This is a genomic window from Occultella kanbiaonis, assembly GCF_009708215.1.
GTDB lineage: Bacteria > Actinomycetota > Actinomycetes > Actinomycetales > Beutenbergiaceae > Occultella > Occultella kanbiaonis.
On record NZ_CP046175.1, the window covers coordinates 1,157,520 to 1,180,295 of the forward strand.

Annotated in this window: 16 protein-coding genes; 15 read left to right on the forward strand and 1 reads right to left on the reverse strand. The window is 70.4% G+C overall.

All coding sequences use genetic code 11. The features are described 5' to 3' along the window. The first annotated feature begins 14 nt into the window (after positions 1-14). The 14 genes from GKS42_RS05045 to GKS42_RS05110 are packed head-to-tail and all read left to right on the forward strand — an operon-like array spanning position 15 to position 16,910. Positions 15-572, forward strand: coding sequence for a NuoB/complex I 20 kDa subunit family protein (locus GKS42_RS05045; protein WP_154792859.1), 558 nt, complete (start codon positions 15-17; stop codon positions 570-572). Continuing rightward, positions 569-1,336, forward strand: coding sequence for an NADH-quinone oxidoreductase subunit C (locus GKS42_RS05050; RefSeq protein ID WP_154792860.1), 768 nt, complete (start codon positions 569-571; stop codon positions 1,334-1,336). Before GKS42_RS05045 ends, GKS42_RS05050 begins: the two co-directional genes overlap by 4 nt. After that, on the forward strand, positions 1,336-2,694 hold the full coding sequence (locus tag GKS42_RS05055; protein WP_154792861.1) for an NADH-quinone oxidoreductase subunit D: 1,359 nt from the start codon (positions 1,336-1,338) through the stop codon (positions 2,692-2,694). The genes GKS42_RS05050 and GKS42_RS05055 overlap by 1 nt, the downstream gene beginning before the upstream one ends. Further along, on the forward strand, positions 2,694-3,524 hold the full coding sequence (gene nuoE, locus GKS42_RS05060; protein ID WP_154792862.1) for an NADH-quinone oxidoreductase subunit NuoE: 831 nt from the start codon (positions 2,694-2,696) through the stop codon (positions 3,522-3,524). Before GKS42_RS05055 ends, nuoE begins: the two co-directional genes overlap by 1 nt. Beyond that, positions 3,521-4,825, forward strand: a complete 1,305-nt coding sequence (gene nuoF / locus GKS42_RS05065) for an NADH-quinone oxidoreductase subunit NuoF (RefSeq protein ID WP_154792863.1) — start codon at positions 3,521-3,523, stop codon at positions 4,823-4,825. The genes nuoE and nuoF overlap by 4 nt, the downstream gene beginning before the upstream one ends. Next, positions 4,822-7,476, forward strand: a complete 2,655-nt coding sequence (locus GKS42_RS05070; protein WP_154792864.1) for an NADH-quinone oxidoreductase subunit G — start codon at positions 4,822-4,824, stop codon at positions 7,474-7,476. Before nuoF ends, GKS42_RS05070 begins: the two co-directional genes overlap by 4 nt. Next, complete coding sequence (gene nuoH, locus GKS42_RS05075; protein ID WP_154792865.1) at positions 7,473-8,885, forward strand: NADH-quinone oxidoreductase subunit NuoH; 1,413 nt, start codon at positions 7,473-7,475, stop codon at positions 8,883-8,885. The genes GKS42_RS05070 and nuoH overlap by 4 nt, the downstream gene beginning before the upstream one ends. Next, positions 8,878-9,687, forward strand: a complete 810-nt coding sequence (gene nuoI, locus GKS42_RS05080; RefSeq protein ID WP_354002699.1) for an NADH-quinone oxidoreductase subunit NuoI — start codon at positions 8,878-8,880, stop codon at positions 9,685-9,687. Before nuoH ends, nuoI begins: the two co-directional genes overlap by 8 nt. Next, positions 9,684-10,520, forward strand: a complete 837-nt coding sequence (locus GKS42_RS05085; protein WP_154792866.1) for an NADH-quinone oxidoreductase subunit J — start codon at positions 9,684-9,686, stop codon at positions 10,518-10,520. The genes nuoI and GKS42_RS05085 overlap by 4 nt, the downstream gene beginning before the upstream one ends. Then, positions 10,517-10,816: an NADH-quinone oxidoreductase subunit NuoK gene (nuoK, locus tag GKS42_RS05090; protein WP_154792867.1), complete on the forward strand. Its 300-nt coding sequence runs from the start codon at positions 10,517-10,519 to the stop codon at positions 10,814-10,816. Before GKS42_RS05085 ends, nuoK begins: the two co-directional genes overlap by 4 nt. Positions 10,817-10,825: 9 nt before the next feature. Continuing rightward, positions 10,826-12,736: an NADH-quinone oxidoreductase subunit L gene (gene nuoL / locus GKS42_RS05095; protein WP_154792868.1), complete on the forward strand. Its 1,911-nt coding sequence runs from the start codon at positions 10,826-10,828 to the stop codon at positions 12,734-12,736. A 15-nt stretch (positions 12,737-12,751) separates the two neighbouring features. Beyond that, positions 12,752-14,338 (forward strand): NADH-quinone oxidoreductase subunit M, encoded by a 1,587-nt coding sequence (locus tag GKS42_RS05100; RefSeq protein WP_154792869.1) that lies wholly within the window; start codon positions 12,752-12,754, stop codon positions 14,336-14,338. After that, positions 14,335-15,909: an NADH-quinone oxidoreductase subunit NuoN gene (gene nuoN / locus GKS42_RS05105; RefSeq protein ID WP_154792870.1), complete on the forward strand. Its 1,575-nt coding sequence runs from the start codon at positions 14,335-14,337 to the stop codon at positions 15,907-15,909. The genes GKS42_RS05100 and nuoN overlap by 4 nt, the downstream gene beginning before the upstream one ends. 8 nt (positions 15,910-15,917) lie before the next feature. Continuing rightward, complete coding sequence (locus GKS42_RS05110; protein WP_154796552.1) at positions 15,918-16,910, forward strand: polyprenyl synthetase family protein; 993 nt, start codon at positions 15,918-15,920, stop codon at positions 16,908-16,910. A 222-nt stretch (positions 16,911-17,132) separates the two neighbouring features. Here the strand turns inward: GKS42_RS05110 and eccCa are convergent, their stop codons facing one another. Then, positions 17,133-21,122 carry a type VII secretion protein EccCa gene (gene eccCa / locus GKS42_RS05115; RefSeq protein ID WP_154792871.1) on the reverse strand — a complete coding sequence of 1,330 codons (3,990 nt, stop codon included), beginning with the start codon at positions 21,120-21,122 and terminating at the stop codon, positions 17,133-17,135. Positions 21,123-21,356: 234 nt separating this feature from the next. Between eccCa and GKS42_RS05120 the strand changes: the two genes are divergently transcribed. Beyond that, the gene (locus GKS42_RS05120; RefSeq protein ID WP_154792872.1) at positions 21,357-22,769 is read left to right on the forward strand and encodes a hypothetical protein; all 1,413 of its coding nucleotides are present in this window, start codon (positions 21,357-21,359) and stop codon (positions 22,767-22,769) included. Positions 22,770-22,776: the final 7 nt, after the last annotated feature.

Sequence of the window (22,776 nt, forward strand, 5' to 3'; positions counted from 1 at the left end):
AGAGGACGTAGATCATGGGACTCGAAGAGAAGCTGCCCTCGGGGTTCGTGCTGGGCAAGGTCGAGGATCTGGTCGGTTGGGTCCGGTCCTCCTCGATGTGGCCGGTCACGATGGGCCTGGCCTGCTGCGCCATCGAGATGATGGCCGCCGGCACCCCCCGGTTCGACCTCGCCCGGTTCGGCATGGAGGTGTTCCGCGCCTCGCCGCGCCAGGCGGACCTGATGATCGTGTCCGGCCGGGTCAGTCACAAGATGGCGCCGGTGCTGCGGACCGTGTACGACCAGATGGCCGACCCGAAGTGGGTCATCTCGATGGGTGTGTGCGCGTCGTCCGGCGGCATGTTCAACAACTACGCGATCGTCCAGGGCGTGGACCACGTCCTGCCCGTCGACGTGTACCTGCCCGGCTGCCCGCCCCGGCCCGAGATGCTGATCAACGCGATCCTGGAGCTGCACAAGCAGGTCATCAAGGGTGGGCCGCTCGGTGAGCACCGGGCGGAGATCAACCGCGCCGTCGAGGCGGCCGCCCTTGACGCCGTCCCGACGCAGGAGATGAAGGGGCTGCTCGCATGAGCGGAACCACCGGACCGGGCTCCGAGCCCGTCATCGAACCGGCCGCCGAGGCACAGGAGGCCGGCTCCCAGCAGCTCGTCCAACGGCCGCGGGGCGCCACGCCGCTGGACATCATCGACGTCCGCAAGGGCATGTTCGGCGTCGAGGGGTCCGGCGACACGTCGGGCTTCGGTGGGCTCGAGCGCACCATCGCGCTGCCGGGGCCGACGGAGCGGCCCTACGGTGGCTACTTCGACGAGGTCGCGGACATCCTCGCCGAGGTGCTCGGCGAGGCGGGCGTGAACTACGACGACGCCGTCGAGAAGGTCGTCATCTTCCGCGACGAGATGAGCCTGTACATCGCGCGCGAGCACCTGCCGGTCGTGGCGAGGTCGCTGCGGGACGACCAGGATCTGCGGTTCGAGCTGTGCCTCGGCGTCAACGGGGTGCACTACCCCGCGGACGCCGGCCGGGAGCTGCACGCCGTCTACCCGCTGTTCTCGGTGACCCACAACCGGACCGTCCGGCTCGAGGTCGCGGTCCCGGACGCGGACCCGCACATCCCGAGCCTGGTGGACATCTACCCCGCCAACAACTGGCACGAGCGAGAGACCTGGGACTTCTTCGGCATCGTCTTCGACGGCCACCCGAGCCTGTCCCGGATCGAGATGCCGGACGACTGGCCCGGCCACCCCCAGCGCAAGGACTACCCGCTGGGTGGGATCCCGGTGGAATACAAGGGCGCGACAGTACCCGCGCCCGATGAGCGGAGGGCCTACAACTGATGGCTGCCACCTTCCCGTCAGCAACGCGCGGCGCCGGCCCGGCCGGCACCGAGGGCGTCCACGAGTTCACCGCCGCCGGCGGTGACTGGGACGAGATCAGCGCCGAGGCCGAACGCCTCGGGGACGAGCGGATCGTCATCAACATGGGTCCGCAGCACCCGTCCACGCACGGCGTGCTCCGCATCGTCCTCGAGATCGAGGGCGAGACCGTCACCGAGGCCCGGGCCGGTATCGGGTTCCTGCACACCGGCATCGAGAAGAACATGGAGTTCCGCACCTGGACCCAGGGCGTGACGTTCTGCACCCGCATGGACTACGTCGCCCCACTGTTCCAGGAGGCGGCCTACTGCCTCGCCGTCGAGAAGCTCCTCGGCATCACCGACGACCTGCCCGAGCGGGCCACCCTGATCCGGGTCCTGATGATGGAGCTGAACCGGATCAGCTCGCACATCGTGGCGATCGGGACCGGCGGCAATGAGCTCGGCGCCACCACGATGATGACCATCGCATTCCGTGAGCGTGAGGAGATCCTGAGGATCTTCGAGGCGATCACCGGACTGCGGATGAACCACGCCTACATCCGCCCCGGCGGCGTTGCCCAGGACCTCGCGCCCGGCACCACCCAGATGATCCGGGACGCGATCCCGAAGATCCGGGACGGCATCGGCGAGCTCGAGAAGCTCACCCTCGCGAACCCGATCTTCATCGGCCGGCAGAAGGGCGTCGGCATCCTGCCGCTCGCCGGCGCGATGGCGCTCGGCACCGCGGGGCCGATGCTGCGTTCGGCCGGCGTGCCGTTCGACCTGCGTCGCGCGCAGCCGTACTGCGGCTACGAGAACTACGACTTCGACATCATCACGGACACCGGCGCGGACGCCTACGCACGCGTGGTGGTCCGGTTCAAGGAGATGCGCGAGTCGCTGAAGATCGTCCAGCAGGTGCTGGACCGCCTCGAGGCCCAGGACCGCAAGGGCAAGCAGCCGGTCATGGTCGCGGACAAGAAGATCGCGTGGCCCGCGCAGCTGTCCGTCGGCAGCGATGGCCAGGGCAACTCGCTGGAGCACATCCGCCAGATCATGGGCACCTCGATGGAGGCCCTGATCCACCACTTCAAGCTGGTCACCGAGGGCTTCCGGGTCCCGGCCGGCCAGGTCTACCAGCAGATTGAGCACCCCAAGGGGATCCTCGGCGTGCACCTGGTCTCCGACGGTGGCACCCGGCCCTACCGGGTGCACTTCCGGGACCCGTCGTTCAACAACCTGCAGTCGCTGTCGATCCTCTGTGAGGGCGGCACCATCGCCGACGTGGTGATCTCGGTCGCCTCGATCGACCCGGTCCTGGGAGGGGTGGACCGCTGATGGTCGCCGACAACCGTGGTTACTCGCCCGACGTCCGGGCCCGACTCACCGCCGACGCGGACCAGATCCTGGCCCGCTATCCCGAGGCACGCTCGGCGCTGCTGCCGCTGCTGCACCTGGTGCAGTCCGAGGACGGCTACGTGAGCCCGGCCGGGATCGCGTTCTGCGCGGACGTCCTGGACCTCAGCCGAGCCTCGGTCTCCGCCGTCGCCACCTTCTACAGCCAGTACAAGCGGCGCCCGAACGGTGAGTACACCGTGGGGGTCTGCACCAACACGCTGTGCGCCGTGATGGGCGGGGACGCGATCTTCGACCGGCTCTCCGAGCGGCTGGGCATCGGCCACGACGAGACCACCGAGGACGGCCGGATCACCCTCGAGCGGGTCGAGTGCAACGCCGCGTGCGACTACGCACCCGTGATGGTCATCAACTGGGAGTTCTTCGACAACCAGACCCCCACCTCCGCGGTGGACGTCGTGGATGCCCTTCTCGAGGGGCGACCGGTGACACCGACCCGTGGCGCGGACACCGTCGCCACGTTCCGGGAGGTCTCCCGGGTGCTCGCCGGGTTCGAGGACGGTCGCGCGGACGAGGGCATCGGGGCCGGCCCGGCCACTCTGGTCGGCCTGGAGATGTCCCGCGCCAAGGGCTGGACCGCCCCCGCGGCCGAGGCCGCTGAGCCTGAGGACGCGGCGGGGCCGACCGCGGAGCAGGCCGGTACCGAGGCGGTCGGCGAGCCCGGCTCCAGCGCTGAGCGCGAGGAGACCACCCCCGCGGACGGATCCGCGGAAACGGTGACCAAGTCCGAAGAGAAGGGCTCGAGCGAATGACCACCCTGGCGCCGATCCTGAGCGACATCTGGGACGCACCCCGGTCCTGGACCTATGCGACGTACTCCGAGCACCAGGGCTACGACGCCTGGCGCAAGGCCATCCACACGGACCCGACCGAGCTCGTCAACGCCGTGAAGGACTCCGGTCTGCGCGGCCGCGGCGGTGCCGGGTTCCCCACCGGGCTCAAGTGGAGCTTCCTGCCCCCGCCGGACGGCGGCCCCCGCTACCTCGTGGTCAACGCCGACGAGTCCGAGCCGGGCACCTGCAAGGACATCCCGCTGATGCTGGCGAACCCGCACTCCCTCATCGAGGGCGTGGCCATCACCTCCTTCGCGATCGGGTCCAACCACGCGTTCATCTACCTGCGTGGCGAGGTCGTCCACGTCTACCGCCGCCTGCTCGCCGCCGTTCGCGAGGCACGCGAGGCCGGCCTGCTCGGCACGAACATCCTCGGCACCGGCTACGACCTCGAGGTCACCGTGCACGCCGGCGCCGGCGCCTACATCTGCGGTGAGGAGACCGCCCTCCTGGACTCCCTCGAGGGCCGCCGCGGCCAGCCCCGCCTGAAGCCGCCGTTCCCCGCCGTCGCAGGTCTGTACGCCCGGCCGACCGTGGTGAACAACGTCGAGTCGATCGCGAGCGTGCCAACGATCGTGCGCAACGGGGTGGACTGGTTCACCTCGATGGGTACCGAGAAGTCGAAGGGTCACGGCCTCTTCTCGCTCTCCGGGCACGTCGCCCGGCCGGGGCAGTACGAGGCACCGCTCGGCATCACGTTCCGCGAACTGCTCGACATGGCCGGCGGCATCCGGGACGGCCACTCCCTGAAGTTCTGGACGCCGGGCGGCTCGTCAACCCCGATCCTGACCGCCGAGCACATGGACGTCGTCCTGGACTACGAGTCCGTCGGTGCGGCCGGCTCGATGCTCGCCACCCGGGCCATCCAGGTCTTCGACGAGACCACCTCGGTGGTCCGGTGCGTGTCCCGCTGGACCGACTTCTACCAGCACGAGTCCTGCGGCAAGTGCACCCCCTGCCGCGAGGGCACGTTCTGGCTGAAGCAGATCCTGCACCGCCTGGAGGCCGGCAAGGGCACCGAGTCCGACGTCGACCTGCTGCTGGACGTGGCCGGCAACATCGAGGGCCGCTCGTTCTGCGCCCTCGGTGACGCGGCCGCCACCCCGATCAAGAGCGCCATCAAGTACTTCCGCGAGGAGTTCGAGCAGGGCATCCACACGCCCGCCTGGGAACTCTTCCCCTACGAGGCCAACGCGGCCTTCTCCGGAGCGACTGCATGACCGCCACCACCAACGAATCGTCCTCGGCCGTGGCACCGGTCGAGGAGATCACGCTGACCATCGACGGCCTCGACGTCAGCGTGCCCAAGGGCACCCTGGTGATCCGCGCCGCCGAGACGATCGGGATCCAGATCCCGCGATTCTGCGACCACCCGCTGCTCAAGCCGGCCGGTGCGTGCCGCCAGTGCCTGGTGGACATCGCCACCCCCGACCGCGAGGGCAACCTGCGGGCGATGCCGAAGCCGCAGGCCTCCTGCACCATCGAGGCGACGCCCGGCATGGTGGTGAACACCCAGCACACCTCCCCGGTGGCGGAGAAGGCCCAGCGGGGCCAGATCGAGTTCCTGCTCGTCAACCACCCGCTCGACTGCCCGGTCTGCGACAAGGGTGGCGAGTGCCCCCTGCAGAACCAGGCCATGAGCAACGGGGCCGCGACGTCCCGGTTCGTCGACATCAAGCGCACGTTCCCCAAGCCGATCAAGATCTCCACGCAGATCCTGCTGGACCGCGACCGGTGCATCCTGTGCCAGCGGTGCACCCGGTTCTCCGCGGAGATCGCCGGGGACCCGTTCATCGACCTGCAGGGTCGCGGCGGCGGCGCGCCCGGTGGCCACGGCCACGGACTGCCGGCCCAGCAGATCGGCCGTTTCGACGAAGCCATCCTGGAGTACACCCCGAGCGGCGAGCAGTCCCCGGGTGAGTCCGAGCGCACCGGCGACGTCGTCGGCCCGTACGGCCAGGCCGGCGTGCTGTCCAGCGTGGCCGGCAGCATCGGCGGAGCCCTGGAGGACACCTCGGGCCGCCCGTTCGCCTCGTACTTCTCCGGCAACACCGTGCAGATCTGCCCGGTCGGCGCCCTCACCTCGGCCGCGTACCGGTTCCGGTCCCGTCCGTTCGACCTGGTCTCGACGCCCTCGATCGCCGAGCACGACGCCTGTGGCTCCGCGATCCGCGTCGACCACCGCCGCGGCGTGGTGCTGCGCCGGCTGGCCGGCGACGACCCCGCGGTCAACGAGGAGTGGATCACCGACAAGGACCGGTTCGCCTTCGCCTGGCAGACGTCCCCGGACGTGCTCACGGCGCCCCTCGTGCGCGATGAGGAGACCGGTGAGCTCGTGCCGACCAGCTGGTCCGAGGCAATCGCCCTGGCCGCCGAGGGGCTCCGCAAGGCGCTCGACGGAGCCGGTGCGGCCGCGCTCCCCGGCGGCCGCCTGACCCTCGAGGACGCCTACGCCTGGTCGAAGTTCACTCGCCTGGCGCTCGGCAGCAACGACGTCGACTTCCGGGCCCGGGTGCACTCGGCCGAGGAGGCCGACTTCCTCGCCAACCGCGTCGCCGGCGCGGGCATGGACGTGATCTTCGGCGACCTCGAGCGTGCGCCCCGGGTGCTCCTCGTCGGGCTCGAGCCCGAGGAGGAGGCCGGCACGATCTTCCTGCGGTTGCGCAAGGGCATGCTCGCCGGCCGCGTGCGGGTGACCACGATCGCGCCGCTCGCATCCCGCGGCTCGACCAAGCTGCGCGCCGACGTCGTCCGCACCGCACCGGGTGACGAACCCGCCGTCCTGGACGCGCTCTCCGGTTCGACCGGCACGCCCGAGGACCTCACCGATCTCAAGGCCGCGCTCGCCGAGCCCGGCACCGTCGTGCTCGCGGGCGAACGGCTCGCGGGAGTGCCCGGGGCGCTGTCCGCGCTGGACCGGCTGCTCGTCGCGACCGGCGCCCGGTTCGCCTGGGTGCCGCGCCGCGCCGGCGACCGCGGCGCCGTCGAGGTCGGTCTGCTTCCGGGCCTGCTGCCCGGAGGACGCCCGACGGCGGAGGCCGAGGCCCGCGTCGACGTCGCCGGAGTCTGGGGCGTGGGCGAGCTGCCCACGGCACCGGGCCGCGACCTGACCGGGATCCTGGACGCCACCACGAGCGGAGAGATCGACGCCCTCGTCGTGGGTGGCATCGACGTCGCGGACCTGCCCTCCCCGGCGGACGCCGAGGTGGCGCTCGCCGCGGCCGGCTTCGTGGTCCAGCTGGAGGTCCGCCGGTCCGCGGTCACCCAGCACGCGGACGTGGTGCTGCCGATCGCGGCGTCCACGCACAAGTCCGGCACCTTCCTGAACTGGGAGGGCCGCCCGCGCCCGTTCGGCCAGGTGTTCACCACCAGCGCGCTCACCGACTCCCGGGTGCTCGGCATGCTCGCCGACGCTCTGGAGATCGACCTGGGCACCCGCACCCTCGAGGAGATCCACCGCGAGCTCGCCGAGTTCGACGGCTGGGAGGGCCCGCGCACCGGCGCCCCGTCGGTCCCCGCGGCGCCGGCTCCGGCGCTCGAGGCCGGCCAGGCGCGGCTCGCGACCTGGCGCCTGATGCTCGACTCGGGCCGCGGCCAGGACGGCGAACCCCACCTCGCCGGGACCGCGTACCGCCCGGTGGCACTGCTCTCGCCGGCCACGGCCACCGCGCTCGGCATCGCCGAGGGCGGCCAGGTGCGCGTCAGCGGACCCGGGGGTGACATCGTCCTGCCGGTCCTGCCGACGCCGATGGGCGACGACGTGGTCTGGTTGCCGCAGCACTCCCCGGGATCGTCCGTGTACCGGACGCTCGGGGTCACGGCCGGCGCCGCGGTGCGCCTGGCCGCCGTCGACGCGGAGGTCGCCCGATGAACACCAACCTCGCTCCCATCCTGGCCCGGAGCACCGGCGCCGCGGACTTCAGCAACGACACGATCTGGGTGTCGGTCATCAAGGCCGTCGCGATCCTGCTGTTCCTGCTGCTGTCGGTGCTGTTCGCGCTCTGGTTCGAGCGCCGCGTCATCGCCCGGTTCCAGCAGCGGCTCGGCCCGAACGTGCGTGGCCCGTTCGGGCTGGTGCAGTCCATCCCGGACGCCCTGAAGCTGATCCTCAAGGAGGACATCACCGTCAAGGCCGCGGACAAGGTGATCTACCTGATCGCCCCGGTCATCTCGGTGTTCTGCGCCTTCATGATCTATGCGGTCATCCCGTTCGGCCCGGAGGTGACGATCCCGTTCACGGACTTCGTCACCCCGCTGCAGCTGACCGATCTGCCCGTCTCGATCCTGTACATCCTCGGGATCACCGGGCTCGGCGTGTACGGCATCGTGCTCGGCGGCTGGTCCTCGGGCTCGACCTACCCGCTGCTCGGCGCGGTGCGCTCCACGGCGCAGATCATCTCCTACGAGCTCGGCATGAGCCTGGCCCTGGTCAGCGTGCTGCTGGTGGCCGGCTCGATGTCCACCTCCGAGATCGTGAACTCCCAGGAGAACCTGTGGTGGGCGTTCGCGCTGCTGCCGGCGTTCGTGGTCTACCTGATCTCCGCGTTCGGTGAGGTCAACCGGCTCCCGTTCGACCTCCCGGAGGCCGAGGGCGAGCTCGTCGCCGGCTACCAGACCGAGTACTCCTCGATGAAGTTCGCCTGGTTCTACCTGGCCGAGTACATCAACATGCTGAACGTGGCCGCCGTCGCGACGACCGTCTTCATGGGTGGCTGGCGGGCACCGTGGCCGCTCGTGACACTGTTCGGGGAGGGCGTCGACCAGGGCTGGTGGGGCTTCCTCTGGTTCATCCTGAAGATCTGGCTGTTCATGTTCCTGTTCGTCTGGGTGCGCGCCACGCTGCTGCGCTTCCGGTACGACCAGTTCATGGCGTTCGGCTGGAAGGTGCTGATCCCGGTCGCGCTGGTCTGGCTAGGCCTGGTCGCCGCCTTCCAGGGCGTGCGTCACTTCACCTCCTTCGACCCCACCGCGATCGACGTCGGCGGGCTGTCCCTGCGCACCGTGCTGTTCGGCATAGCCGGGATACTCATCATCGTCACGGTCGTGATGTACCTGATACCGGACCGGGAGGCCAAGCCCGCGCCGGACGGCAAGGCGGCCAAGGGCACGAGCGGCGCCGATGCCACGACCGACGAGCCGTTCGACGCGTTCGCCGGTGGCTTCCCGGTGCCGCCGCTGCCGGGTCAGAAGCTGCCACCGTCCAAGCGCCGCGCCCGGGTGACCACCCCGGCCGCACCCGCCGAGGACGCGACAGAAGACGAGGAGAAGACCAATGGCTGAGCAGGGCAAGGGCAAGAAGCCCACGCCGGGCAAGGGCCGTGGCCAGGATCGGCCGGCCCAGCCGAAGCGACCCGCCGCGGGCCGCACGCCAGCACGGGCGACCGGGACCGGTGCCGGCCGGACGCCGGCTAAGGCGGCCAGGCCCCGCGTCGAGAAGTTCGACGTGGACTCCGATGTCACCAAGAGCGGGCTCGCACAGTTCTTCGCCCCGGTGGCGGGCTTCGGTGTGACGATGTCCACGCTGTTCCGCCCGGTGGTGACGGAGCAGTACCCGTTCGAGAAGAAGCCGACCGCGCCGCGCTACCACGGCCGGCACCAGCTCAACCGGCACCCGGACGGGCTGGAGAAGTGCATCGGCTGTGAGCTGTGCGCGTGGGCCTGCCCCGCGGACGCCATCTACGTCGAGGCCGGCAACAACACCCCGGAGGCGCAGTACTCGCCGGGGGAGCGGTACGGCAAGGTGTACCAGATCAACTACCTCCGCTGTATCTTCTGCGGGCTCTGCATCGAGGCCTGCCCCACCCGGGCGCTGACGATGACGAACGACTTCGAGCTCGCCGGCACCACGCGGGAGAAGATGATCTTCGAGAAGGACACCCTGCTGGCCCCGATCCGGTCGGGGATGCTGGCCGCGCCGCACCCGATGGTCTCCGGTCTGAGCGACGGCGACTACTACCGAGGTGACGTGACCGGACCCACCACGGCGCAGGTGGCCTGGGTCTCCGAGCGTCGTCCGGACGACGAGAGCCTGTCCTCGGCCGCAGCCGCGGCGACGCGAGGCACCAGGGGAGACGAGAAGTGAGCCCGCTGGAGATCTCCACCGGTGAGGCCGTGCTGTTCTGGGTGCTGGCACCGCTGATGGTGGCCGGGGCGCTGAGCCTGCTGTTCGCCAAGCGTCCGGTGCACATCGCGGTGAGCATGGCCGGAGTGATGGTCGCCCTCGCGATCATGTACATCATGCTGGAGGCGCCGTTCCTCGGCGTCGCCCAGATCGTCGTCTACACGGGCGCGGTCATGATGCTGTTCCTGTTCGTGATCATGCTCGCCGGCGTCGACACCTCCGAGTCCCTGGTCGAGACGATCAAGGGACAGCGGTGGATCGCGGTCGTCGGGCTGGTCGGCCTGCTGGTACTCATCACCGCCGTCGTCACCCGCGCCACGCTGCCGCCCGCCGTGGGCCTGGCCGAGGCGAACGCGGACACGAACCCGGTGGGCGTCGCCCGCCTCATCTTCGGTGACTACATCTTCGCGTTCGAGCTCACCGCGGCACTGCTGATCACCGCCGCGCTCGGCGCCCTGGTGCTCAGCCACCGCCGCCGGCTCACGCCGAAGGTCGGCCAGAAGGAACTCGCCGAGGCGAAGCTGGCCGCCTACGGCAAGGGCGGTTCGGCCGAGGGGGTCACCCCGCCGGCCGGGCCCGGCGTGTACGCCCGCCACAACAGCGCCGACATGCCCGCCCTCGATCCCGCCGGGGTCCCGATCGACAGCTCGGTGGTCACCGTGCTGCGGGTCCGCGGGCAGGAGGCCGAGGCGGCTGATCTCGACTCCGACCGGGTCGCCCGGATCGCCACCGGTGAGCCGATGGTGCCCGAGATCGCGCCCGCGCCCGAGACCACGAAGGAGAACGAGGAATGAGCCTGGTCAACTACCTGGTGCTCTCGGGGATCCTGTTCTCGATCGGGTCGATCGCGGTGCTGACGCGTCGCAACGCGATCGTCGCGTTCATGGGTGTCGAGCTCATGCTGAACGCCGCGAACCTCACCCTGGTCACCTTCGGGCGGCTGCACGGCGACCTGCAGGGCCAGGTGATCGCCTTCTTCGTGATGGTGGTCGCGGCCGCCGAGGTGGTCATCGGGCTCGCCATCATCGTGTCCATCTTCCGAACCCGCGGGTCTGCGTCGATCGATGACGCCAACCTGCTGAAGAGCTGAGGGGCCCACGTGGACACCTTGAACCTGGCATGGCTGCTCATTGCCATTCCGCTGGTGAGCTCCGCAGTCCTGCTCCTGCTCGGCCGTGCCTCCGACGCCTGGGGGCACTGGCTGGGGGTGCTCGCCTCGGCGGCCTCCGCCGTCCTCGCGATCGTCATCCTGGTGCAGCTGCTCGGCCTCGGCGCCGATGACCGGGTCGCCAATGTGCATCTCTTCGACTGGATCACGGCCGGGGACCTGACCGTCTCCGCGGGTCTGCTCGTGGACCCGCTCTCGGTGACGTTCGCCCTCCTGATCACGTTCGTCGGCACCCTGATCCACATCTACGCGGTCGCCTACATGTCCCACGACGCCGACCGGCGCCGGTTCTTCGCCTACCTGAACCTGTTCATCGCGGCGATGCTGGTGCTGGTCCTCGCGGACTCCTACGCACTGCTCTTCCTCGGCTGGGAGGGCGTGGGTCTCGCCTCCTATCTGCTCATCGGGTTCTGGAACCAGAACACCGAGTACGCGGTCGCGGCGAAGAAGGCGTTCATCATGAACCGGGTCGGTGACATGGGGATGCTGGTCGCGATGATGGCGATGTTCGCCACCTTCGGCGCGGTCGACTTCGAGACCGTCTTCGGTGCCGCGAGCGGCGCCGGCCAGGGTGCGATGACGCTGATCGGCCTGATGCTGGTCCTCGCCGCCTGCGGCAAGTCCGCGCAGTTCCCGCTGCAGGCCTGGCTCGGCGACGCGATGGCGGGCCCGACGCCGGTCTCCGCGCTCATCCACGCGGCCACCATGGTCACCGCGGGTGTCTACCTGATCGTCCGCTCCGGTCCGATCTTCGAGCACACCCCGACGGCGCAGCTCGTCGCGGCGATCATCGGTGCGATCACGCTGCTGTTCGGTGCGATCGTCGGGTGCGCGAAGGACGACGTCAAGAAGGTCCTCGCGGCCTCCACGATGTCCCAGATCGGCTACATGATGCTCGCCGCGGGTCTTGGCCCGATCGGCTACGCGTTCGCGATCTTCCACCTCATCACGCACGGCTTCTTCAAGGCCGGGATGTTCCTCGGGGCCGGCTCGGTGATGCACGGCATGGGCGACGAGGTGAACATGCGCGGCTTCGGGAACCTCAGCAAGTACATGAAGGTCACCTGGATCACGTTCATGGCGGGCTGGCTCGCGATCATCGGGATCCCGCCGTTCTCCGGGTTCTGGAGCAAGGACAAGATCATCGAGACCGCGTTCGTGGGGGAGGGCTGGCAGCCCTGGGTGTTCGGCACCGTCGCGATGGTCGGCGCCGGGATCACCGCGTTCTACATGTCCCGCCTGTTCTTCATGACCTTCCACGGCAAGGCCCGCTGGAACGACGGCAAGAACGACCTGCCCGGCCCCGAGCGGCACCCGCACGAGTCCCCGGCGCTGATGACCGTGCCGATGATCGTGCTCGCCGTCGGAGCCATCGCCCTCGGTGGGGTGCTCTCCATCGGGGACACGTTCGTGTCCTGGCTCGAGCCGGTGACAGGGCACGTCGAGCACCACGAGCCGGTGCTCTCGGTGCCCGTGATCACGGTGACCACGATCGTCCTGGTCCTCATCGGGGCCTTCCTGGCCTGGCGCCAGTACGCCGCCTCGGCGGTCCCGGTGACGCCCCCGACCGGGACGGTGCTCACCCGCGCCGCCCGCGTGGACCTCTACCAGGACGCGGTCAACGAGGGCGTGTTCATGCGCCCCGGCCAGCACCTGACCCGCACCCTGGTCTACGCCGACACCGCCGTCGTCGACGGCGCGGTCAACGGACTCGGGTCCGGAACCCTTGGCTGGGGAGAAAGACTGCGTCGGCTGCAGAACGGCTTCGTCCGTAGTTACGCCGCGGTGATGCTGATCGGTGTCATCGGTGCCCTTGTCGTCGTCCTCGCCTCGCGAGTCTGAGTCGGAGAGAAACTGATGCCTACTCAATTCGCGGACCTGCCCTGGCTGACCATCCTGATCGTGGCGCCGACCGTCGTTGCCGCTCTGATCTGGCTGGTCAAGCCGCTGCGCCGGGCCGCCCGCCCGATCGGGCTCGCCACCAGCGCCGGAGTCCTGATCGGCGTGGCCCTGATGGCGAGCGCGTTCGACGTCTCCGACGCCGCGGGAGTTCAGTTCACCCAGACCCACGACTGGATCGCACCGCTCGGCGCGAGCTACGCCGTCGGGGTCGACGGGATGGGGCTGACCCTGGTCGCCCTCGCCGCACTGCTGGTGCCCGTCGTGCTGATCGCCGGCTGGAACGAGGTGAAGTTGCCCAGCGGCATCGCCGCGGAGCGGGCCGACAACGCGCTCGCCTACCGGCAGGCGGGCTTCGTCGCACTGATCCTCGTGCTCGAGTCGCTGATGATCGCGGTCTTCGCCGCCCGGGACCTGTTCCTGTTCTATGTGATCTTCGAGGCCATGCTGATCCCGGTGTACTTCCTCATCGGGGTCTACGGCGGCCCGAACCGTCGCGCCGCGGCACTGAAGTTCCTGTTGTACTCCCTCGCGGGCGGGCTCGTGATGCTGGCCGGCGTCATCGCCGTCTACTTCCAGACCGACGGCGGCCCCGGCACCTACCTGCTCGCGAACCTCACCGACATCGCCGCGGACAACCCCACGCTGCAGATGTGGCTGTTCCTGTCCTTCTTCATCGCGTTCGCGGTGAAGGCCCCGATGTTCCCGGTGCACACCTGGCTGCCCGATGCGGCCGCCCAGGCCACACCTGGGACGTCCACCCTGCTCGTCGGGGTGCTGGACAAGGTCGGCACGTTCGGCATGATCGTGATCTGCCTGCCGCTGTTCCCCGGCGCGGCCGCCGCGGCCGCGCCGGTGATCATCGTGCTGGCGATCATCTCGATCGTCTACGGCGGGCTCGTCGCGATCGGCCAGAACGACCTGATGCGGATGATCGCGTTCTCCTCGGTGTCCCACTTCGGGTTCATCGTGATGGGCGTGTTCGTCGGAACGCAGACGGCGCTGGTCGGCGCGATGCTCTACATGGTCGCCCACGGGGTCACGATCGCCGCCCTGTTCCTGATCTCGGGGTTCCTCACCCAGCGCGGTGCCAGCCAGGACATGCGGACGTACTCGGGGATGCAGCGCGTCACCCGGGTGCTCGCGGGCACCTGGCTCTTCGCCGGGCTCGCCTCGCTCGCCCTGCCGGGCCTGAGCGGCTTCGTGCCGGAGTACCTCGTGCTCCTCGGCAGCTTCGAGGCGCACTGGGCGTACGGCGTGTTCGCCGTGATCGGCGTCGTGCTCTCCGCCCTGTACATCCTGCTCGCCTATCAGCGGGTGTTCACCGGCCCGGTGCCCGAGGCGGGAGCACCGGTCGAACTGGCCGGAGCGGCCCTCGACGTCCCGGACCGCGCAGGTCTGAAGGACCTGACCGGGCGGGAGAAGTGGGCCGTGGTCCCACTCGCCCTCGCCGTCCTCTTCCTCGGTCTCTACCCGGCCCCCGTGCTGGAACTCCTCTCCGGAGTCGCTGACCAGTTCGCCGCGATCCTTGGGAGCGCCTCATGAACCAGTTCGTCCCGCCCGAGATCGACTGGGCCGCCCTGAGCCCGGTCCTGATCGTGCTCGGCATCGCCGTGATCGGGGTGCTCGTCGAGGCGTTCGTCCCGGTCCGGGTCCGGCGCGCCACGCAGGTCGTGCTCGCCGTGGTGGGCGTCGGCGCCGCCCTGGTGGCCGTCGCATGGCGCTGGGTGGTCGTCCAGGCGGACGGCCCGACGGCGTTGGTCGCCGGTGCGCTCCGGGAGGACGCCCCGGCGTTGCTCGCCCAGGCGATCCTGCTCGTGTGCGCGTTCGTGGGACTGCTCGTGATCGCGGACCGGTCCTCGGGCGAGGATGCGTTCGCACCCGCGGCGGCCGCGATCCCCGGCTCCGCCTACGAGGCGGAGGCCCGCAAGGCCGGCCTGGTGCAGACCGAGGTCTTCCCGCTGACCATGTTCGCCATCGGCGGGATGCTCGTGTTTCCCGCCGCCGCGGACCTGCTCACCCTGTTCATCGCGCTCGAGGTGCTCTCCCTCCCGCTGTACCTGCTCGCCGGACTGGCCCGCCGCCGTCGGCTCCTCTCGCAGGAGGCGTCGCTGAAGTACTTCCTGCTCGGTGCGTTCTCCTCCGCGTTCTTCCTGATGGGCCTTGCCCTGCTGTACGGCTACTCCGGTTCGGTGCGGTTCGACGCGGTGGCCACCGCGGTTCCGGCCACCTCCGGCATGGACGGGATGCTCCTCGCGGGTGTGCTGCTGGTGATGGTCGGGCTGCTGTTCAAGGTCGGCGCCGTGCCGTTCCACTCCTGGGTGCCGGACGTCTACCAGGGCGCCCCCACCCCGGTCACCGGCTTCATGGCCGCCTGCACGAAGATCGCCGCGTTCGCGGCGATGCTGCGGTTCTTCTACGTGGTGGCCCCGGGGCTGCAGTGGGACCTCACCGTGGTGCTCTGGATCATCGCGATCATCACCATGATCGTCGGCACCGTGCTCGCCGTGGTGCAGACGGACATGAAGCGGATGCTCGCGTACTCCTCGGTGGCGCACGCCGGGTTCGTGCTGCTCGGCGTCATCGCGCTGGTGCCGAGCGGGATCTCCTCGGTCCTGTTCTACCTGCTCGCCTACGGCCTGGCCACGGTCGGCGCGTTCGGCCTGCTCACGCTGGTCCGGGAGCGGGACGCGGACGGCAACGTCACCGGTGAGGCCCTGCACCTGTCCCAGTGGGCCGGCCTCGGCAGGCGTCACCCGGTGCTCGCGGTGTGCTTCACGCTGTTCCTCATCTCGTTCGCCGGGATCCCGCTCACGGGCGGCTTCATCGGGAAGTTCGCGGTCTTCGGCGCGGCCATCGAGGGTGGCGCATGGCCGCTCGTGGTGATCGCCGTGCTCGCGAGCGCGGCCGCGGCGTTCTTCTACGTGCGGGTCATCGTGCTGATGTTCTTCACCGAGCCCACCGGCACCGAAGCCGACCCCGGCACCACCGTGGTCCGCACCGAGGGCCTGACCGCCGTGGCCGTCGTGGTGTGCGCGGTCGGCACCGTCCTGCTGGGTGTGTTGCCCGGCCCGATTCTCGACCTTGCTGCGAATGCCACTAAGTTCATGCTGTGACCTCTTCGATGCTTCCGCTCGGTGACCGTGAGCTGGAGACCCAGATCGCAGGCGAGCTCGACGAGATCGAGCGTCGGCTGGTGGCGGCCGCACGCACTGCGGACGCGCTGGTCTCCGCGCCCGCGAACCACCTGCTCGCCGCGGGGGGCAAGCGGCTGCGGCCGGTCCTGGTGCTGCTCACCTCGCAGTTCGGGTCAGGCGTGGACGACTCGGTGCGGCAGGCCGCCGTCGCCACCGAGCTGACGCACCTGGCCACGCTCTACCACGACGACGTGATGGACTCCGCCCCGCTGCGCCGCGGCGCCCCCAGCGCCCACGAGGTGTGGGGCAACTCGGTCGCGATCCTCACCGGGGACCTGTTGTTCGCGCGCGCCTCGCAGCTCGTCTCCGAGCTCGGTCCCGTCGCCGTGCGGATCCAGGCGGACGCCTTCGAGCGACTGGTCCTCGGTCAGCTGCACGAGACCCTCGGTCCGGCACCGGACGAGGACCCGGTGGCGCACTACCTCGCGGTGCTCGGGGACAAGACGGGATCGCTGATCGCGGCCGCCGCGCACTACGGGACGCTCTTCGCCGGGGCAGGCGATGACGTCCGCGCAGCCACCGTCGCCTATGCCGAGAAGGTCGGTGTCGCCTTCCAGCTCGCGGACGACGTCATCGACCTCGCTTCCGACGCCGAGACCACCGGCAAGGCGCCGGGCACGGACCTGCGCGAGGGCGTGCCCACGATGCCGGTGCTGCTGCTCCGGGCGCGGGCCGCGGCCGGCACGCTCGACCCCGAGGGCATGCGCCTGCTCGCCGACCTCGACGGCGACCTCGGCTCCGACGACGTCCTCGCCGACGTGCTGGCGCGCCTGCGGGCCCATGACGTGGTCACCGAGGCCCGGGCGCTCGCCCGGACCTGGTCGGCCGATGCCGTCGCCGAGCTCGACCCGCTGCCCGAGTCCACGGCCCGGTCCGCGCTCCAGGCGTTCGCCGGCCTCCTGGTCGACCGCCTCTCCTGACCCGACGCGGCCGCACCCTCGCCGGCCTGTCACCGCGGCGCCCCCGCAATCGCCCCGCGTCGGCGCCGTCAACCCCCCATCCAGCCGTCCAACCCGCCCCACGCCGTCGACCTAGTACCCGCCGCGTCGAGATCGCCGCTGCCAGGGTCCGATGTCGGCACCGCGGGTACTAGGTCGGCGGGAGCGCGCTCGGCGCGAGGTGGGGGTCAGGTGGCGGGGTGGTCAGGTGGTCGAGGGGGAGTCGGCCAGCTGGACGACCTGGAGGCCGTGCTCGCGGCTGACGAACTGGCCACGCCCCGGGTCGCTCGGGCGCGGCTTCGCGGCTCCGACGAGGGCGCCCTCGTCCTTGCTACCGGACAACACCAGACCGGGCGCCGCCAGGTCCCGCAGGGCCTGCAGCACCGGCTCGTACATGGCCCGGCCCGCGCCGCCGGTGCGCCGGGTGATGTTCAGGTGCAACCCGACGTCGCCCGCCTGGGCGAGCAGCGGGATCAGCGGGCTGATCGGGTTCCCGGTGGAGGTGGCCACCAGGTCGTAGTCGTCGACCAGCACGAACACCTCGGCGCCGGTCCACCAGGACCTGGCCCGCAACTGCTGCGGGGTCACGTCGGGACCGGGCAGTCGGCTGCGCAGGTACTCGGCGATGCCCGCGATCTCACCGGACGCCTGGTCGGCGGTCGTGAAGTAGCCGGCCAGGTACTCCTCGGGGATCTCCGCCAGCAGGGACCGGCGGTAGTCGACCACGAAGATCTGGGCCTGCTTCGGCGTGTACAGGCGCTGCACCTCGCGGGCGATCCCACGCAGCAGCCCGGACTTGCCCGAGCCGGAGTCCCCGAACGCGTAGAAGTGTGCGTCCTGGCGGGGGTTGAGACCCACGGGGCCGAGCGCGGACTCGTTGATGCCGAGCAGGATCTGGTCGGCGACGGGCGTGCCGGCCGCGAGGTCGCGGACCTCCTCGAGGCTGATCAGCTCCGGCAGCAGACGCAACTTCGGGGGAGGCGGTCCGGTCCAGGCCGCGTTGACGGTCTCGATCAGGTGCTCCACGCCGCTGCCGAGGCTCGTCGGCGATCCGTCACCGTCGATGCGCGGCAGGGACGTGAGGACGTGGTGGCGGGAGACCACGAGACCGCGACCGGGCCGGTCCTTCGGTACGTTCGCGGCGACCTTGCGGTCGATGTCGGAGTCCATCGGGTCACCGAGGCGCAGCTCCAGCTTGGTGCCGAAGACGTCCTTGACCTGGGTCCGGAAGTCGATCCAGCGGTTCGTCGTGGCGATCAGGTGCATCCCGAACGTCAGCCCGCGCCCGGCGAGCGCCTGGATCTCCATCTCCATGCCGTCGAACTCGGAGCGCAGGGTCGACCAGCCGTCGACGATCAGGAACACGTCCCCATAACCGTCGTCGGCGCGGCCCTCGAGGCGGCGCTGCCGGTAGGTCTCGATCGAGTCGATGCCCTGCTCGCGGAAGTACACCTCGCGGGCGTTCACGATGCCCTCCAGCTCGGCGAGGATCCGCCGCACCACATCGGGCTCGCTGCGGGTAGCGACACCGGCCACGTGTGCCAGGGATGCCATCGGCGAGAACGTTCCGCCGCCGAAGTCCATCACGTAGAACTGCACCTCGAGCGGGCTCTGCGTCAACGACAGGCCGGTCACCACGGACCGGGCCACGGTCGACTTGCCGGACCGCGGTCCGCCGACGATCGCCATGTGGCCACCGGCGCCGGACAGGCTCAGGCGCAGGGTGTCGCGGCGCTGTTCCAGCGGCCGGTCGACGATGCCCAACGGGAACGTGAGTGCACTCGCGCCGCGCCAGGCCGCGGAGACCAGGCCGAGGGCCGGGTCGGTGGTCAGGTCCGGCATCATCTGGTCGTAGGTGAACGGCACCTCCAACGGTGGCAACCACACCTGGTGTGCCGCCGGTCCCTTGCCCCGCATCCGGTCGACCGCGATGTCGAAGGTGACCCGCTTCTCCTCCGGCTCGTTGTTCGACGGTGCGAGATCGGGTTCGTCGTCGCTGCCGAGGGAGAGCACGGGAGCCGCCGTGAACGCCTCGATCTTCGCCTCGGCGACGGACCCGGACGGACCGCCAACGGACCGCCGTCGGGCCTTCGGCGGAGCCGAGACGTACGCCGCGCGGAACTGGATGAGCGTGGACGCGTCAGACTTCAGGAACCCGTGGCCACCGCCGCCCGGCAGTTCGAACGCGTCCGGAACGCCGATGACGGCCCGGGAGTCCGCGCCGGAGAACGTCTTCAGGCCGACCCGGTAGCTCAGGTGGGACTCCAGGCCACGCAGCTTGCCCTCCTCGAGCCGCTGCGTGGACAACAACATGTGGATCTGGAGCGAGCGCCCCAGCCGCCCGATCGCGACGAACAGGTCGGCGAACTCGGGCTTGGCCGAGAGGAGCTCGGAGAACTCGTCGGCGACGATGAGCAGCGCGGGCAGCGGTGCGAGGTCGCTGCGGCCACCCTTGCGGGCCTTCTCGTAGTCGGCCACGTTGGCGAAGTTCCCGCTGGCCCGGAGCAGTTCCTGGCGACGCACCATCTCGCCCTTGAGGGCGTCCTGCATGCGGTCCACCAGGGTCAGTTCCTCGCCCAGGTTCGTGATGATCGCCGAGACGTGCGGCATGTCCGCCATCCCGGCGAACGTGGCACCACCCTTGAAGTCGACCAGCACGAAGTTCAGGTCCTCGGAGGAGTGCGTCAACGCCATGGCGAGCACGAGCGTGCGCAGCACCTCGGACTTACCGGACCCGGTGGCACCAATCAGCAGGCCGTGCGGGCCCATGCCCTGTTGGGCGGACTCCTTGATGTCCAGCGCGAGCGGCTGGCCCTGCGAGGTCAGACCGATCGGCACCCGGAGCCGGTCCCTCGGCAGCCGCGGTGCCCAGGCGACGGCAGGGTCGAAGTCGCGCACGTCCGGCAGGCCGAGCAGGTCGGTCAGTTCCGCCGAGACCGTCGCCTTCGGAGCACCTCCCTCGTCGGAACCCTCGACCAGCAGCGGTGCGAGCCGTCGAGCGGTGGCCTCCGCCTCGGCGATGCTCATCTGGTCGGCCATGCCGCGCTGTGGCGGGAACCCGCGCTGGAGCACCTGCATCGGGGTCAGGCCGGCCTCGGCGCCGGCGCGGATCGTGGCGTACAGCTGGACTCGCATGGTGTTGCGGCTGGACAGTTCTTCCCAGGTCTCCGGCAGGTCCAGGACGGTGACGCCCATGACACCCTCCGGGCTGACCAGTGGGTTGCCGCCGGGGATGTGCCCGCCGTCGACCACGACCAGCACGTGCGGGCCGTCGAACTCGCCGTTGCGCTGGAACCGGCCGCGCTCGTGGATGCCCTTCGGGAGCAGGGCCTCGATGTCGGCGTACGTCTCACCGATCATCCGGGCCGGCCCGACGGCGTCCCGCTCGTGAGTGGAATGAGCGTGGGGCAGCCACTTGACCCACTCCCACTGCGGCAGTGCGTCCGGTGCGGCCACCACCGCGATCTGGAGCAGCTCGGGGGCGACGAACGTGGCCAGGTGGCTGATCATGGCGCGGGCCAGGGACCGGGACGGCTCGGCCGATCCGGCGAGCTCCACGCGGGCGACCGTGCGGATGTCGACGCCGAGGGGGAGCGAGGGCTGGTTCGCGTGGGTGACCAGGAACCGGTGCGCGGCGGACGCGGAGACCGGGTCGAGCTGGGCCAGCGGCGACGTCTGCGGCGGCTCGAGGGTCAGGGACAGCGGCTGCGTGGACCGGCCGATCCTGGTGCGGAGCAGGTTCTGCTCACCGCCGAGCCGTTCCCAGACCCGGGCGCCCTCCTCGGCGACCACCGGCAGCGCCGCCGGATCGGGCATCAGCCACTGCGTGTGGTGCCGCTGACGCTTCGCCGCGCCACGGACGGTGGTGCGCATCTCGGACAGGTAGGCCAGGTACTCGCGCCGGGCCGAGACCACGTCCGCGGTGTGTTGCGACTTCTGCCGCCAGATGTTCATGCCCACCATGGACAGCGCCATGAACAGGAACATCCCACCCATGAGGAAGGTTCGGCCGCTCGGACCGCCCTGGCTGAACGTCAGGACGGCGATCGATCCCATCGAGCCCAGCATCGGCAGGGCCGTGGTGAGGGTGTTGCTGGCGCCCTCCGGCTTGATCAGCTCCGGCGGTGGCTGCAGGGGCAGTTGACCGGTGGGAACCTTCGGCGGCGCAAGGCGTGAGGCCGGGCCTGCGGACATGCATGACTCCTCGGGTGCTGGTGGCCGGTCCAGCCTACTGGGCGGATCCCGGCCCGCGGCGGGGCGAGGCCCGGAGGACTCCGCGCCACGATGGGCACCTCAGCCCATTCCAGGAGACCCGCGGGGGTGGCCGGCGGGCGAGCCGACGGGGCGGGATGGCTACTATGGCGGAAGTCAGCAGGCACCGGTGGACCCTGCCACCAGGCCCACCGATCGGAGCGCACCGGGGGGACAGTGAGCACCACCGCACCGGCTCGTCTCTTCCTCGCGGTCGTCGACGGCGACGAACGGGCGGACATCTCCGTCTCACCGGATGCGCTCGTCGGCGAGGTGCTGCGTGCGCGGGGTGCGGACCCTGCCCGGGTGCTGGCGGTGTCATCGTCGGGCGTCGTCCTCGATCCCGACCACGCCATCGGCCGACACCTCGGCAACGGGAGCGTGCTCTGGTTGGTGACCGGCGATGCCACCGAGTCCACGGACGGCGCCGGCGGGCCCGCCCGGAAGCGGAACCAGGCGGTGCGCCGGCGGACCCCCTCCGGCAGCGCCGGTTGGCTGGCCTGCATCGCGGTCACCGCGGCGTGCGCACTCCTGGTCGTGACCCACTCCATCTCGGTCGGAGCGGGAGCGGGCGTGCTCACCGACCCGTTCCGGTACGCCGTCGCAGCCCTGCTCGGCGCGGGCGCCGTGGTGCTCGCGCTACGCCGCAGCGGTGATCAGGGCGGGACCACCGTGGCCGGCTCCCATCTGGTCGACGAGACGATCCTGGGCCCGATCCTTGCGTTCACCGCCGGCTTCCTGCTCGCCCCACCGGACGCGTTCGCGGTGCTGCGGCTGGCCGTCGTGATCGGGCTTGTGGCCGGTGCCTCGATGGCCGCGCTCAGGCTCGCGGTGAGCACCTACCACCAGGACCCTTCCACGTCCGTGGCGTCGGTGCTCACGATGGCCTGGGTGGTGCTCGCAGTGCTGTTCGGGCTGGCGCTCATCCTCGACCTGCCCGTGCATGTGGCACCCGCCCTGATCCTCGGCGCCGTGCCCCTGGTGCTGCGGGCAATGCCGAGCGCGTCGATCGCCGTCCCCGACGAGCAGCTGCTGGACCTGTCCTTCGTGGCCCGCACCGCCACGTCGGTGCGCGGACGGGCGCCGCGGCCACCGGGGCGGGTGCAGTGGCTGCAGGTAGAGCGCACGGTGCGGTACGCCGAGCGTCGCAAGGCGGCCGGGCTCGCGGTGGCGAGCGTGCTGGTGATGGTTATGGCGCCTCCGGTCCTGGCGGCGTACGAACCGGGGACCATCACCGGTTGGGCCACCCTCGCGCTGTTCACGTTCCTGGTGATCACGCTCGGCCTCGGGCCCCGCTCCTACCGCGGGGTCATCGAGAAGTCCGCCCCACGGTTCGCGCTGCTGGTACTGCTCATCGAGATCGCGCTCGCCGCCCGGGTGACACCGGACGCGGGCCTGTGGGCCCTGGTCGGGATCGGCGGGGGCCTCGGCATCGCGCTGCTCACCATGGCGATCGTGACCGGCTGGCGCTCCGTGAAGTGGTCGCGCGCCGGGGACATCATCGAAGGAATCGCGATCATCTTCGTGATGCCCGCGGCGCTGCTCGCTGCCGGGGTCATCGAAGGTCTTCAGACCGTGGCCGCCGGATAGACTGCGG